The sequence below is a fragment of the Streptomyces sp. LE64 genome (assembly GCF_052606915.1).
Genome location: NZ_CP199708.1, coordinates 1,102,878 through 1,115,808, shown reverse-complemented (window position 1 = coordinate 1,115,808; position 12,931 = coordinate 1,102,878). Strand labels below are relative to the sequence as shown.

General features: G+C 73.5%; 12 protein-coding genes. 7 read left to right on the top strand and 5 right to left on the bottom strand.

Translation table 11 applies throughout. The features are described 5' to 3' along the window. Nucleotides 1-200 precede the first annotated feature (200 nt). Nucleotides 201-1,985, top strand: coding sequence for a lytic transglycosylase domain-containing protein (locus ACSMX9_RS04975; RefSeq protein ID WP_445400267.1), 1,785 nt, complete (start codon nt 201-203; stop codon nt 1,983-1,985). A 54-nt stretch (nt 1,986-2,039) separates the two neighbouring features. Here the strand turns inward: ACSMX9_RS04975 and hrpB are convergent, their stop codons facing one another. Both hrpB and ACSMX9_RS04965 read right to left on the bottom strand, forming a co-directional pair. Beyond that, complete coding sequence (gene hrpB / locus ACSMX9_RS04970; RefSeq protein ID WP_445400265.1) at nt 2,040-4,625, bottom strand: ATP-dependent helicase HrpB; 2,586 nt, start codon at nt 4,623-4,625, stop codon at nt 2,040-2,042. A gap of 121 nt (nt 4,626-4,746) precedes the next feature. Further along, nucleotides 4,747-5,715: a class I SAM-dependent methyltransferase gene (locus tag ACSMX9_RS04965; RefSeq protein ID WP_445400263.1), complete on the bottom strand. Its 969-nt coding sequence runs from the start codon at nt 5,713-5,715 to the stop codon at nt 4,747-4,749. Nucleotides 5,716-5,952: 237 nt separating this feature from the next. On the opposite strand from ACSMX9_RS04965, the gene rpsA reads away from it, so the two are divergent. The 4 genes from rpsA (at nt 5,953) to ACSMX9_RS04945 (ending at nt 9,684) form a co-directional block, all read left to right on the top strand. Continuing rightward, nucleotides 5,953-7,449 carry a 30S ribosomal protein S1 gene (gene rpsA / locus ACSMX9_RS04960; protein WP_445400262.1) on the top strand — a complete coding sequence of 499 codons (1,497 nt, stop codon included), beginning with the start codon at nt 5,953-5,955 and terminating at the stop codon, nt 7,447-7,449. A 201-nt stretch (nt 7,450-7,650) separates the two neighbouring features. Further along, nucleotides 7,651-8,589 (top strand): PAC2 family protein, encoded by a 939-nt coding sequence (locus tag ACSMX9_RS04955; protein WP_445400261.1) that lies wholly within the window; start codon nt 7,651-7,653, stop codon nt 8,587-8,589. A 31-nt stretch (nt 8,590-8,620) separates the two neighbouring features. Next, nucleotides 8,621-9,223 carry a dephospho-CoA kinase gene (gene coaE, locus ACSMX9_RS04950; RefSeq protein ID WP_445400259.1) on the top strand — a complete coding sequence of 201 codons (603 nt, stop codon included), beginning with the start codon at nt 8,621-8,623 and terminating at the stop codon, nt 9,221-9,223. Nucleotides 9,224-9,303: 80 nt separating this feature from the next. Further along, nucleotides 9,304-9,684: a tetratricopeptide repeat protein gene (locus tag ACSMX9_RS04945; RefSeq protein WP_445400257.1), complete on the top strand. Its 381-nt coding sequence runs from the start codon at nt 9,304-9,306 to the stop codon at nt 9,682-9,684. Nucleotides 9,685-9,711: 27 nt separating this feature from the next. Here the strand turns inward: ACSMX9_RS04945 and ACSMX9_RS04940 are convergent, their stop codons facing one another. Further along, nucleotides 9,712-9,975 (bottom strand): DUF6343 family protein, encoded by a 264-nt coding sequence (locus ACSMX9_RS04940; RefSeq protein WP_351248513.1) that lies wholly within the window; start codon nt 9,973-9,975, stop codon nt 9,712-9,714. A gap of 82 nt (nt 9,976-10,057) precedes the next feature. On the opposite strand from ACSMX9_RS04940, the gene ACSMX9_RS04935 reads away from it, so the two are divergent. Further along, the gene (locus tag ACSMX9_RS04935) at nt 10,058-10,735 is read left to right on the top strand and encodes a class I SAM-dependent methyltransferase (RefSeq protein ID WP_445400255.1); all 678 of its coding nucleotides are present in this window, start codon (nt 10,058-10,060) and stop codon (nt 10,733-10,735) included. A 15-nt stretch (nt 10,736-10,750) separates the two neighbouring features. Here the strand turns inward: ACSMX9_RS04935 and ACSMX9_RS04930 are convergent, their stop codons facing one another. After that, entirely contained in the window at nt 10,751-11,287 is a 537-nt protein-coding gene (locus ACSMX9_RS04930) for an RNA-binding S4 domain-containing protein (protein ID WP_445400253.1), read from the bottom strand. A gap of 104 nt (nt 11,288-11,391) precedes the next feature. On the opposite strand from ACSMX9_RS04930, the gene ACSMX9_RS04925 reads away from it, so the two are divergent. Continuing rightward, the gene (locus tag ACSMX9_RS04925) at nt 11,392-12,201 is read left to right on the top strand and encodes a uracil-DNA glycosylase (protein ID WP_445402892.1); all 810 of its coding nucleotides are present in this window, start codon (nt 11,392-11,394) and stop codon (nt 12,199-12,201) included. On the opposite strand, the gene ACSMX9_RS04920 is transcribed toward ACSMX9_RS04925, so the two are convergent. Continuing rightward, nucleotides 12,170-12,574 carry a RidA family protein gene (locus ACSMX9_RS04920; protein WP_366116321.1) on the bottom strand — a complete coding sequence of 135 codons (405 nt, stop codon included), beginning with the start codon at nt 12,572-12,574 and terminating at the stop codon, nt 12,170-12,172. The two genes, ACSMX9_RS04925 and ACSMX9_RS04920, sit on opposite strands and share 32 nt — an antisense overlap. Between the last annotated feature and the right edge of the window lie 357 nt (nt 12,575-12,931).

Sequence of the window (12,931 nt, the reverse complement as noted above, 5' to 3'; positions counted from 1 at the left end):
CTCCGGGCCGTGACGGCGGGAGGGAGCCCCCGGTCGCGAGTCGTGCGCGCCCGCCTACCCCCCACCAATGAGCCAATCGCCCATAACGGTCACCGGCCCGTACCTACGCCGGGGAAGTTGCCGTAGGGTCACTGGCGTCGGGGTGCGCCAGAGCCGCGCGTACCGCGAACGGGCACCGGCGGAAGGGGAATCGGGGATTCATGGCGGCGTACTTCGGCAAACGGCTGTACAAGGGAGCGGCGACCACCGCCGTGGCGGCGTTGGCCGTGGCGGCGCTGTCCGCCTCGGGCGCTCCCGGAGCCCAGGGAGTGACCGATTCCGTCTCGGGCCTCCAGACGCTCGACAACCTGCCGGACGAAGAGGGCGCCGAGCCCTCAGCCACCGGAGACTCGCCCTACTACACGGAACTCCCACCGCTCAAGAGCCCGGCGGTGCCCCCCACCGCGGGTGAACAGGCCACCGGCGGCCGGTCCGAGTCCGGCATCCCGGCCACCGTCCTCGACGCCTACAAGAAGGCCGAATCGTCACTGCGCGCCTCCCAGCCGGAGTGCAGGCTGCCGTGGCAACTGCTCGCCGCGATCGGCAAGGTCGAGTCGGGCCACGCCAGCGGAGGCCGGGTCGACGCGGACGGCACCACGACCACACCGATCCTCGGCCCCGTCCTCAACGGCAACGGTTTCGCCACCATCAGGGACACCGACAACGGCGCCTACGACGACGACCCGCACTACGACCGCGCCGTGGGCCCGATGCAGTTCATCCCCTCCACCTGGGGTCAGGGCGGACCGGACGGCGAGGGCTGGGGCGCCGACGGCAACGGCGACGGCCAGCGCGACCCCAACAACATCTACGATGCCGCGCTCGCCGCCGGACTCTACCTCTGCGCCGGCGGCCGCGACCTCTCCTCCGCTTCCCAACTCCGGGCCGCGATCCTCAGCTACAACCGTTCCACCGAGTACGTGAACACCGTGCTGTCGTGGCTGGAGTACTACCGCGAGGGCACCCACGAGATCCCCGACGGAACCGGCACCGTGCCCAAGGAGCGCAGCCGCCCGGACAGGTCCGAGGACGCCGACGGGGCGGCGGAGCGCCGGCCGCCCCGCTCCGGGGACGCACCCGAGCCCTCCCCCCGGCCCGGGGGCCCGGGCCGCAGCCCGTCGCCCGAGCCCGAAGACCCCCGCACCCCGCCGACGACGCCGCCCACCACACCGCCCGCCAAGCCCCCGACCAAGCCGCCCGCCCCGCCGCCGGCCACCCGACCCACCACACCTCCGACCAAGCCCCCCACGCCCACCGACACCGTGACACGACTGGTGGCGGCCAGCAGCGCACAGCTGACGGCGACCGCCGGGGAGACCTTCGCCCAGCAGGCCAAGGTGCGCGCGGTCACCCGGTCCGGCGACCCGGTGGCAGGGGTGCGGGTCCGCTTCGCCGTCCAGGGCGAAACCGACACCGCCTTCCCCGGCGGCGAACGCTTCGCCAGCGTCCTCACCGACCGGTCCGGGTTCGCCACCGCGCCCGCACTGATCGCGGGGGAGCGGACCGGCCGCTTCGAGGTCCGCGCCGCGGTGGTGGGCCGCAGCGTGCACACCGACCTCCAGGCCGCCGTCGTCCAGCGCGAGGCCGACGCCCTCGTCCGCATCGGCGACGAGGAGTTGGTCTGTCTGCCGGGTGGGCAGTTCCCGGACGCCATCGAGGTCAAGGCCACCCGCCGGGGAGCCGCGGCCGGCCGGGTCGCCGCCTCGGCGACCCTCGTCAAGTCCGCCGAAGGCCCTGCCGAGAACGACCGGGGCCCCCACTTCAAGGACGCTGACGGCAACCCCGTGCGGACCCGGACCGACCTCGTCACCGACGAGGACGGACTGCTCCGCCTGCCCGCACTCTTCGCGGACGAGACCTCGGGCACCCACCTGCTCCGCATCACCACCGCCGGCGGCGCCACCCTCACCATCGAGCTCACGATCGAGAAGGCGCCCGCCCTCTGAGGCGGCGTCCGCCCGCCCGGGCCCGCCGCTCGGCGGGCCCGGGCGGACACCACCTCATCCCCCCGCCCGGGCCGTGGTGTGCCGAGTCGGCAGCGCCGTCGACGGATCCTCCGGCCACGGGTGCTTGGGGTAGCGCCCCCGCAACTCGGCCCGCACCGCCCGGTACCCCTGGGACCAGAACGAGGGAAGGTCCGCGGTCACCGCAGCCGGCCGACCCGCCGGGGACAACAGGTGCATCAACAGCGGCACCCCCGCCACCTCGGGCGTGCGCACCCACCCGAACACCTCCTGCAACTTCACCGCGAGCACCGGCCGTTCGGGGTCCGCGTAGTCCACCCTGATCCGGGAGCCGCTCGGCACCTCGATGCGCTCGGGTGCCAGCGCGTCCAGGCGGGCGGCCTCCCCGCTCGCCCAGGGCAGCAACCGGGTCAGCGCCCGCCCCGCATCGATGCGCGCCAACTGCGCCCGGCTCCGCACCCGCCCCAGTTCCGGCTGCAGCCACTCCGCGGCGCGCGCGATCAGTGCCGCATCGGACACCTCGGGCCAGCCGCCGCCCAGGGTGCGGTGCAGGAACGCCAGCCGCTGCCTCAGCACCGTGGCGTCACGGTCCCAACCGAGCAGGCCCAGCCCCTCCCGGCGCAACCCCTCCAACACCGCTTCCCCGACCAACGCGGGATCGGGCTCCGCCAACGGGCGCACCGACAACTCCACCGCTCCCAACCGCTCGACCCGCCGCGCCACCAGGTCCCCGTCCGACCAGGCGACCTCGTCCCCCTCGGTGCGCAGGGACCCGGCAGCCCGGTGCGCGACCCCCTCGTCCACCGCGGCGGCGAGCCGGACCCGGGCGTGCCCCGCCCCCGCCGGCCGGTCCGCCACGGCCACCGCCAGCCAGGGCACGCCCCGCAGTGCCGAGCCCTCGCCCAACTGGGCCCGGGTGCCCGACACCATCCGGTAGTCGCCCTCGCCCCGTTCCCTGGCCAGCCGTTCCGGAAAGGCCAACGCCGCCACGAGTCCCGCCACCCGGTCCCGGTCGTCGAGCAGGGAGTCCTGAGCGGGCCGGACCCCGACCGCGGGGCCGCCGGAGCGCTCGTGGTCCGCCCCGTCCAGGGCCGCCGTCAGCCGGCGCACCTCGGCCTTCCACCGTGTGCCGTAGCCGTCGTCGCCCCGTCGGGCGGAGCGCCACGCGGCCGCGAGGTCGTCCCCGTATGCCCGGGGAGGCTCCTCGCTCAACAGCGCCACCACCTCGGCCGCCTGCCGCCCGCCCACCTCCGCGGCCCCGTCCAACAGCGCCCGCGCGAGCCGTGGGTGCAGCCCCACGCGCGCCATCCGCAGCCCGCGCCGGGTCACCCGACCCGATCCGTCGACCGCGCCGAGCGCGCCCAGGCTGGCCCGGGCGGCGGCGAGCGCACCCGGTGGAGGCGCGTCCAACAGGGCGAGGCCGGTCGCCTCCGGGTCACCCCACACCGCGCTCTGCAAGGCGAACGCCGTCAACTCGGCCACCTTGATCTCCGGAAGCGGGAACGGGGCCAACCGGTCGTGCTCCGCGGGCGACCAACAGCGGTACACCGTCCCCGGGGCCTCCCGCCCGGCCCGCCCGGCCCGCTGGTCGGCGGCGGCCCGGGACACCCGCACCGTCGTCAGGGAACCGAGTCCCCGGGCGTGGTCCGTCCGCGGCTCCCGGGCCAGGCCCGCGTCCACCACGGTCCGCACGCCCGGCACGGTCAGGCTGGACTCGGCCACCGAGGTCGCCAGCACCACCCGGCGCGCCGACCCACCGGCCAACACCGCGTCCTGCACGGCGGCCGGTGCCCGTCCGTGCACCTGGAGTACCTCGGCGCCGCCCCCGCCCGAGGGGGCCGGGAGGTCCGCCAGCTGCCCCGCCACCCGGGCGATCTCCCCGACCCCGGGCAGGAAGCACAGCACGTCCCCCGTCCGCTCCGCCCAGGCCCGCCGCACCACCGAGGCGACGTGCGCGAGCAGGGCCGGGTCGACCCGGGTGCCGTGCGGAGGTCGCACCGTGCGCGGGGGCGGTGCCCACACCACGTCCACCGGATGGGACGCCCCCGCCGTCTCCACCACCGGTGCCCCGCCCAGGAGTTCGGCCCAGCCGCGCGCGTCGGTGGTCGCCGACGCGGCCACCAGCCGGAGGTCCGGACGGAGCGTGCCCCGCACGTCGAGCAGGAACGCGGCAGCGGTGTCCGCGTCCAGGTGCCGCTCGTGGCACTCGTCCAGGACCACCGTCCCCACTCCCGTCAACTCCTGCTCCCGCTGGAGACGTTGGAGCAGCACGCCGGTCGTGACCACTTCGACCACGGTCTGCGGTCCCACCACCCGCTCACCGCGCACGGTGAACCCCACCCGCCCGCCGGGCCGTTCGCCCAGCAGCCAGGCCATCCGGCGCGCGGCGGCCCGGGCGGCGATCCGACGCGGCTCGGCGACGAGGACCCGGTGGGGAGCGGGCGACCCCGGTCGGTCGCCCTGCGGGCCGACCAGACCGGCGAGCACCAGCGGCACCAGGGTCGTCTTGCCCGTGCCGGGCGGTGCGCAGAGCACCGCCGTCCCGTGGTCGTCCAGGGCGGACAGCAGGGCGGGCACGGCCTCGCGCACCGGGAGACGTTCGAGTGCATCGGTTCGGATCATGCGGTCAGTGTGCGGCCTGGGCGCGACCGGTGCGTTCGGTTATCCACAAGCGGGGTCGGATCGCATGATGATGTGATTTTCCATGGTGAAGGGGGCGCGCAGCCGGGCCCGGGGGCGATCCCTACCGCTCGCAGACGAAGACCGCGGTGCCGGGGATCAGGTGCCCGCGCAGCGGCGACCAACCGCCCCACTCCTCCCCGTTCCACTCCGGCCACTCCGGCTCCACCAGGTCCACCAGGCGGAATCCGGAGGCCACCACGTCCCGCACCCGGTCGCCGAGCGTGCGGTGGTGCTCCACGTACACGGCCTCGCCGCTCTCGTCCTGTTCCACGTAGGGCGTGCGGTCGAAGTACGACGCGGCCACCGACAGGCCCTCGGGACCCGGCTCGTCGGGGAAGGCCCAGCGGATCGGGTGGGTCACCGAGAAGACGAACCGGCCGCCCGGTCGCAGCACCCGACGCACCTCGCGCAGCACCCGCACCGGGTCCGCGACGAACGGGAGCGCCCCGTAGGCCGAACACGCCAGGTCGAAGGAGTCCGGCCGGAACGGCAACGCTCCGGCGTCCGCCTCCACCAGGGCCACCCCGTCCGACCCGATCCGCAGGGCGTGCTGGAGCTGCCGGTGCGACAGGTCGAGCGCCACCGCCCGGGCCCCCTGCGCGGCCAGCCAGCGCGAGCACTGCGCGGCCCCCGCCCCGATCTCCAGGACGTCCCGCCCGGCCAGTTCCGCCGCCGGCCCCAGCAGCGCGGCGTCCGCCTCGTCCAGCCCTTCGGGGCCCCAGACGAACCGGTCGTCCCCGAGGAACGCCCCGTGGTCGCTCTGGTACTCGTCGGCGTTGCGGTCCCACCAGCCGCGGTTGGCGCGGCTGCTCTCCGTGCCCGAAACGGTGCGCCGGGTGGCTTCCGGCTCGGGCAGTTCGACCTCTTGGATGATTGGCTCCCTCGTCGTACTCTTCCGACGAACCGCGGACGCGTTCCACGTTGGCCGAAAGAGATCGGTCCATGGCCGGATGTGGCCGCTGTGGCCTCGCGTGACGGTTTCGGTGCCGGGAATGCGGCGATCCGCCCCGGGTGTGCGCCTTTCGCGCATTGACCCTGTCCGGCTGCCCCCGTATGCTACAAGTTGCGCTGCGAGCCTGCGCTCCTCAGACAGAGCAGGCTGCGCTCGCGTCTGTATGTATGTCCCCTCGGTTTCGAGGTGTGGTCCGTTTTTCCCGCGAGGGTTCGGAGCGCGCTTCTCAGGACTGTCCGGCTTCTGCAGAGCGACAACGGCTCCCGGCGTAGCAGTACCTACGACTTCAATGTCCGTACCGGAGCCCTTTCCCACATGACGAGCAGCACCGAGACCACCGCCACCACCCCGCAGGTAGCGGTCAACGACATCGGTAACGAGGAAGCCTTCCTCGCCGCGATCGACGAGACGATCAAGTACTTCAACGACGGCGACATCGTCGACGGCGTCATCGTGAAGGTCGACCGGGACGAGGTCCTGCTCGACATCGGTTACAAGACCGAAGGTGTCATCCCGAGCCGCGAGCTCTCGATCAAGCACGACGTCGACCCCAACGAGGTCGTCGCCGTCGGTGACGAGATCGAGGCCCTCGTCCTCCAGAAGGAGGACAAGGAAGGCCGCCTGATCCTCTCGAAGAAGCGCGCCCAGTACGAGCGTGCCTGGGGCACCATCGAGAAGATCAAGGAAGAGGACGGCATCGTCACCGGTACCGTCATCGAGGTCGTCAAGGGTGGTCTCATCCTCGACATCGGCCTCCGCGGCTTCCTCCCGGCCTCCCTGGTCGAGATGCGTCGCGTCCGCGACCTCCAGCCGTACGTCGGCAAGGAGCTCGAGGCGAAGATCATCGAGCTGGACAAGAACCGCAACAACGTGGTCCTGTCCCGCCGAGCCTGGCTGGAGCAGACCCAGTCCGAGGTCCGCCAGACGTTCCTCACCACCCTCCAGAAGGGCCAGGTCCGCTCCGGCGTCGTGTCCTCGATCGTCAACTTCGGTGCCTTCGTGGACCTGGGTGGCGTCGACGGTCTCGTCCACGTCTCCGAGCTCTCCTGGAAGCACATCGACCACCCCTCCGAGGTCGTCGAGGTCGGTCAGGAAGTCACCGTCGAGGTCCTCGACGTGGACATGGACCGCGAGCGCGTCTCCCTGTCGCTCAAGGCGACCCAGGAAGACCCGTGGCAGCAGTTCGCCCGGACGCACCAGATCGGTCAGGTCGTCCCCGGCAAGGTCACCAAGCTCGTTCCGTTCGGTGCGTTCGTCCGCGTGGACGAGGGCATCGAGGGCCTGGTCCACATCTCCGAGCTGGCCGAGCGCCACGTGGAGATCCCGGAGCAGGTCGTCCAGGTCAACGACGAGATCTTCGTCAAGGTCATCGACATCGACCTGGAGCGTCGCCGCATCAGCCTCTCGCTGAAGCAGGCCAACGAGTCCTTCGGTGCCGACCCGTCCGCGGTCGAGTTCGACCCGACCCTGTACGGCATGGCCGCGTCCTACGACGACCAGGGCAACTACATCTACCCCGAGGGCTTCGACCCCGAGACCAACGACTGGCTCGAAGGTTACGAGAAGCAGCGCGAGGAGTGGGAGCGCCAGTACGCGGAGGCGCAGACCCGCTTCGAGCAGCACCAGGCCCAGGTCATCAAGTCCCGCGAGGCCGACGCGCAGGCTGCCGCCGAGGGTGGCGACGCCGTCGCCGCCCAGGCTGCCTCCGGTGGCGGTTCGTACTCCTCGGAGTCCGCGGACAACTCCGGCGCCCTGGCTTCGGACGAGGCGCTCGCCGCGCTCCGCGAGAAGCTCGCCGGTGGCCAGAGCTGAGGCTCCCCACTAGGCGCTAGCCGCTGACGTCGGGCCCGCACCCCTTCCCGGGGGTGCGGGCCCTTCGTCGTGTGCGCTCCGGTCCGCCGGTCGCCGTTCGGGTGACGGGACGGACGGATGAACGGGCATGTCCGGCGGTCACGCGGGGAATGCCCCCGTCCCACAGCGTGTTCTGGCTGAGGGACACGAGGAGGAGCGGCTGTGCTTGATCCGCAGGATTTGTACACGTGGGAGCCGAAGGGCCTGGCCGTCGTCGACGTGGCGCTGGCCCAGGAGTCCGCGGGCCTGGTGATGCTCTACCACTTCGACGGCTACATCGACGCGGGGGAGACCGGCGACCAGATCGTGGAGAGACTGCTGGACGCGATGCCGCACCAGGTGGTCGCCCGCTTCGACCACGACCGGCTGGTCGACTACCGCGCGCGGCGCCCGCTGTTGACCTTCCGGCGGGACCGCTGGACGGAGTACGAGGTGCCCGCGCTGGAGGTGCGCCTCGTCCAGGACGCCACCGGGGCCCCCTTCCTCCTCCTCTCCGGCCCCGAACCCGATGTCGAGTGGGAGCGCTTCGCCGCCGCCGTGCAGCAGATCGTGGACCGTCTCGGGGTCCGGCTCGCGGTGAACTTCCACGGCATCCCCATGGGTGTCCCGCACACGCGACCCGTGGGGCTCACCCCGCACGGTTCCCGCACCGACCTGGTGCCCGGCCACCGCAGCCCCTTCGACGAGGCCCAGGTGCCCGGTAGCGCGGAGTCGCTGGTGGAGTACCGGCTGATGGAGGCCGGCTACGACGTCCTCGGCGTCGCGGCGCACGTACCGCACTACATCGCCCGCTCCGCCTATCCCGACGCGGCCCTCACCGCCCTGGAGGCCATCACCTCCGCCACCGGTCTGGTCCTCCCGAGCGTCGCGCACGCCCTGCGCACCGAGGCGCACCGCACGCAGACCGAGATCGACCGTCAGATCAGGGAGGGCGACGAGGAGTTGACCAGCCTGGTCCAGGGGTTGGAGCACCAGTACGACGCCGCGGCCGGTGCGGAGAGCCGGGGCAACATGCTGGCCGAGCCCTCTGAGATCCCCTCCGCCGACGAGATCGGCCGGGAGTTCGAACGCTTCCTCGCGGAGCGCGAGGGCGACGCCTGAGCCGTCGGGGCCACGGCACTAGGCTGCGGGCATGCTGACAGTGGGCCTGACCGGTGGCATCGGAGCCGGCAAGAGCGAGGTGTCCCGGCTGCTCGTGGAGCACGGCGCGGTGCTGATCGACGCCGACCGGATCGCCCGGGAGGTGGTCGAGCCGGGGACGCCCGGGCTGGCCGCGGTGGTGGATGCCTTCGGACCGGAGGTGTTGGCCGGGGACGGTTCGCTGGACCGTGCCGCACTGGGGGCGATCGTCTTCACGGACCCCGATCGACGGGCCGTGCTCAACGGGATCGTGCACCCCCTGGTACGCGCCCGCTCCGCGGAGCTGAAGGACGCCGCCCCCGCCGACGCGGTGGTCGTCCAGGACGTTCCGCTGCTCGCGGAGAACGGCCTGTCCGACCTCTACGACCTCGTCGTCGTGGTCGACGTCGCCCCGGAGACCCAGCTGGACCGGCTGACGCGGCTGAGGGGCATGTCCGAGGCGGACGCCCGGGCCCGGATGGCCGCCCAGGCCACGCGGGAGCAGCGGTTGGCCGTCGCCGACATCGTGATCGACAACGACGTGCCGCTCGACGAGCTGAGGGAAGCGGTGGCCCGGGTCTGGGAGGGGTTGGTGCGGCGGGCGACCGGTGCGTGACGGGTGGCCGCCTGCGGGCACGGGGAATGCGGCGGCGGGGGCGGCGCGTTGAACGGGTGACGGAGGGGAAGGGATGAGGTGTGGCCGAGCGCAGTGCATCCAGCGGACGAAGCCCGGAGACCCACGTCATCGACTACCGTGCGGCCGAGCGGCTGCTGGACGCGAGGGACCCCCGAGGGGCCGTGCAACTGCTGGACCGGGTCATCGCGGCGCACCCGGAGAACACCGCGGCCCGGTTGCTGCGGGCGCGGGCCTTCTTCGCCGCCGCCCAGCTCAGGCCGGCCGAGCTGGAATTCACGATCGTGCTGGAGCGCGAGCCCGACAACGCCTTCGCGCACTTCGCGCTCGCCCGGACCTACCAGCGGGCGGGCCGACCCGAGCAGGCGGTGCGGCACTTCCGGCTCGCGGCGGCCCTGGACCCCAACCCCGAGTACCTGGCCGCGGCCCGCTTCGACGACTGATGCCCCCGTCCGGGGCGGAGGGCACGGTCACCGGTCGTCCGAGGGCGGCTCGTAGGGCGGGACGTCCCGACCCGGCTGGTAGTGCGGGCCCTGCCGGATGTGCCGGACGATCGCGAACAGGTCCACCACGGTGATCACCCACAGGACCGCGCAGGCAGCCGCCCAGCCCGGTCGCCCGACCCAGGCGAAGGCGGCCGTTCCCGCGATCGCCCAGGCCATGCCCCAGAGGTTCAGCCAGAACCGCATGCGCAGCGGGCTGCGCGCGGTGGCCGGCTCGTTGCCAGTGCGCATGGTGCCATCACCACTCCCTCCTGCACCGTACTCCGCGGACACACCGTGGGCTAGCCGTCGCAGGACCGGGTAGGAGTCCTCCATGCGTGAGGGATACGAGGGATCCGGGCCCGGTGCGATCACTCCCGACGGGTGCGCGGTGGAGCTGTACGCACGACTGCCCCTGTACGGGGAGCCGGAGGTGATCGCCGGGGCGGCGCCCGCGGGGGCCCGGCTCCTCGAACTGGGCTGCGGAGTCGGTCGGATGACCGGGCCTCTGGTGGAGCGCGGGTTCGACGTCACCGCGGTCGACGAGTCGGCCGAGATGCTGGCGCGGGTGAAGGGGGCCCGTACCGTGCGGAGCTCCATCGAGTCGCTCGACCTGGGCGAGACCTTCGACGTGGTGACGCTGACGTCGTACCTGGTGCACTCCGGTGACCGCCGGGTGCAGCGCGGCATCCTCGACGCCTGCCGCCGTCACGTCACCGCCGAAGGGTGCGTGATCGTCCAGCGGGAAGGGGCCGACTACCACACCCGCGGCCCGGTCGAACGGGTCGACCCCGCCGGTTTCACCGTGCGGATCGCTTCGCTGCCCGCGGCGGACGGGGTGCGTGAGGTCCGTGCGGAGTACGTCTTCCCCGACGCCGTCTGGCGGCAGACCTTCCTCAGCCGCCCGATGACCCCGGCGGAGTTGGACGAAGTGCTCGCGGAGTCGGGGCTGCGGGTGGACCGCGCCCTCACCGACGACGGGATGTGGCTGCGGGTGGTGCCGCAGGCGTGAAACCGGCGGGAGGGGTCAGCGAGGGCTCCCGCTCCGTCCCCGGGTCGAAGGGTCACCGAAGCCCGTGGGGGCGTCGGGGCCGCGCAGCCGCTCCAGTTCCCTGCGGTCCCGCTTGGTGGGGCGACCGGTGCCCCGGTCCCGGAGGCCGATGGGCACCACGGCCTCGCGCGGCGGGGGCGGCGGACTGTTGTCGAGGTAGCAGCTGACGGCCACCGGTGCCCCGACCCGCTTGCGCAGGAGTTCCTTGACGACCACGACCCGCTCGCGCCCGGCGTGCCACACGCGCACCTCGTCCCCGACCCGTACGCCGTGTGCGGGCTTCACCCGCTCGCCGTTGACCCGGACGTGCCCGCCTCGGCAGGCGGTCGCCGCCAGTGAACGGCTCTTCACCAGGCGCACCGACCAGATCCAACTGTCCACCCGGACACTGCCCCGGGACGGGTCGGGGGCGACCGCGAGGGCCGGGTCGGCCTTCGCCGGGTGCTCGGGAGCCGGATCGGACGGGGTGTCCGGCGGGGTCGGACCGGGTCCGCCCGCCACATCAGAAGCCATGCTCCGACCATAGTCGGCCGCTCGGGCCGACCGCCGTGAATATCTCCCCGCCGGCGGGGAAAGCCGCGGATGCCTACCGTGGTGGGGTGGACGCCGTCGAAGCCATCGGGAGCGCCGCGCGGGTGCGGGCCGCGGCGCGGGACGTTCCGGACCGGGACGGGCTCGCCGTGCTGGACGGGCGGATCACCGGCTGCACGGCCTGCCCCCGGCTCGTCGCATGGCGCCGGGAGGCCGGACGGGTCAAACGTGCCGCCTACCGCGACTGGACGTACTGGGCGCGCCCCGTACCCGGCTTCGGGCCGCCCGACGCCGCTCTGTTGATCGTGGGCCTCGCGCCCGCCGCGCACGGCGCGAACCGGACCGGGCGGATGTTCACCGGCGACCGTTCGGGCAAGGTGCTGTACGCGGCGCTGCACGCGCTGGGCCTGGCCTCCGCGCCCCGCACCGAGTCCGCGGACGACGGACTGGCCCTGCGGGGCGTGCGGATCACCTCTCCGGTGCACTGCGCGCCGCCCGCCAACCGTCCGACGCCCGGGGAGCGGGACACCTGCCGCCCCTGGCTGGTCCGCGAACTGGAGCTGCTGCGGCCCACCCTGAAGTCGGTGGTGGTGCTCGGGGCCTTCGGTTGGCAGGCGCTGTTCCCGGCGCTCGCCGCGGCCGGCTACCGGGTGCCGAGGCCGCGGCCGGCCTTCGGCCACGGCGCCCGCTACGTCCTGGAAGCGGCGCCGCCCCGGGCCGGCGGAGCGGCGGCCTCGGACCTGACCGTCTTCGGCTGCTTCCACGTGAGCCAGCGCAACACGTTCACCGGGCGGTTGACCCCCGCGATGCTGGGCGAGGTGCTCCGGGAGGCGTCCGCGGTGGCCGGCACCGGCCCGGACGGCCTCAGTCCCGGGGGACCGCGACCGTCGCCGTGATCTCCACGAGCTGGCCCGGGTACCCCAGACAGGTCACGCCCATGATCGTCGAGGAGTGCGGGCCCCGGCTCAGCCCGCTCGCCCGGACCACGTCCCAGACCGTCGCGATGACCTCGGGCGAGTCGGTGACCACGTACACGTCGGTGTACACGACGTCCTCCAGCCCGGCGCCGACGGCCCCCGCCTGTTCGGCGAGGTTCGCGATCATCTGCTCGGTCTGCCCCACCGGGTCCCCGGGGGCGACCAGCTCGCCGCTCGCGTCCAGCGGGACGGAGCCGGCGAGGAACGCCAGTCGGGTGCCGGCCTCCACCACGGAGGCGTGCGCGTAGGCGGGCGGGGCGAACAGGGACGGAACGGTGACACGACGGATCACGGGACTCCTCAGCCGTACGGCGGCCCCGCCTCCGGTGCGCGGGGCCATCGGATCCGATCATGCGACGGCGTTCCGTGCGGTGCACCCGGATCACCGGTTCGAGCCACCCCGCCGATCGACTCCGGCCACCTCCCGGAACGTCCTCCCGGCGCCCGCGTCCGGCCCCAGGGTGGACGCCCATGGCCCTCGTCTCGCCCCCCTCGCGCCCGGACCCCGACGACCGCCCCGACCGCGCGCCCCGCCCGGCCGGCCGCCCGGCCCCCGATGACGCCCGGTGGTTGCTCGACGACCCTACGGGCCGGACTCGGTGAAGCACGGCTGTCGCACGACGAGGGGAATGCGGGCGCAACCTGCGGG

What these genes read in the sequence shown, in the direction of transcription:
- ACSMX9_RS04975 (WP_445400267.1), top strand. Translation starts at nt 201, where the DNA reads ATGGCGGCGTACTTCGGCAAACGGCTGTACAAGGGAGCGGCGACCACC.
- hrpB (WP_445400265.1), bottom strand. Translation starts at nt 4,625, where the DNA reads ATGATCCGAACCGATGCACTCGAACGTCTCCCGGTGCGCGAGGCCGTG.
- ACSMX9_RS04965 (WP_445400263.1), bottom strand. Translation starts at nt 5,715, where the DNA reads ATGCGCGAAAGGCGCACACCCGGGGCGGATCGCCGCATTCCCGGCACC.
- rpsA (WP_445400262.1), top strand. Translation starts at nt 5,953, where the DNA reads ATGACGAGCAGCACCGAGACCACCGCCACCACCCCGCAGGTAGCGGTC.
- coaE (WP_445400259.1), top strand. Translation starts at nt 8,621, where the DNA reads ATGCTGACAGTGGGCCTGACCGGTGGCATCGGAGCCGGCAAGAGCGAG.
- ACSMX9_RS04940 (WP_351248513.1), bottom strand. Translation starts at nt 9,975, where the DNA reads ATGCGCACTGGCAACGAGCCGGCCACCGCGCGCAGCCCGCTGCGCATG.
- ACSMX9_RS04935 (WP_445400255.1), top strand. Translation starts at nt 10,058, where the DNA reads ATGCGTGAGGGATACGAGGGATCCGGGCCCGGTGCGATCACTCCCGAC.
- ACSMX9_RS04930 (WP_445400253.1), bottom strand. Translation starts at nt 11,287, where the DNA reads ATGGCTTCTGATGTGGCGGGCGGACCCGGTCCGACCCCGCCGGACACC.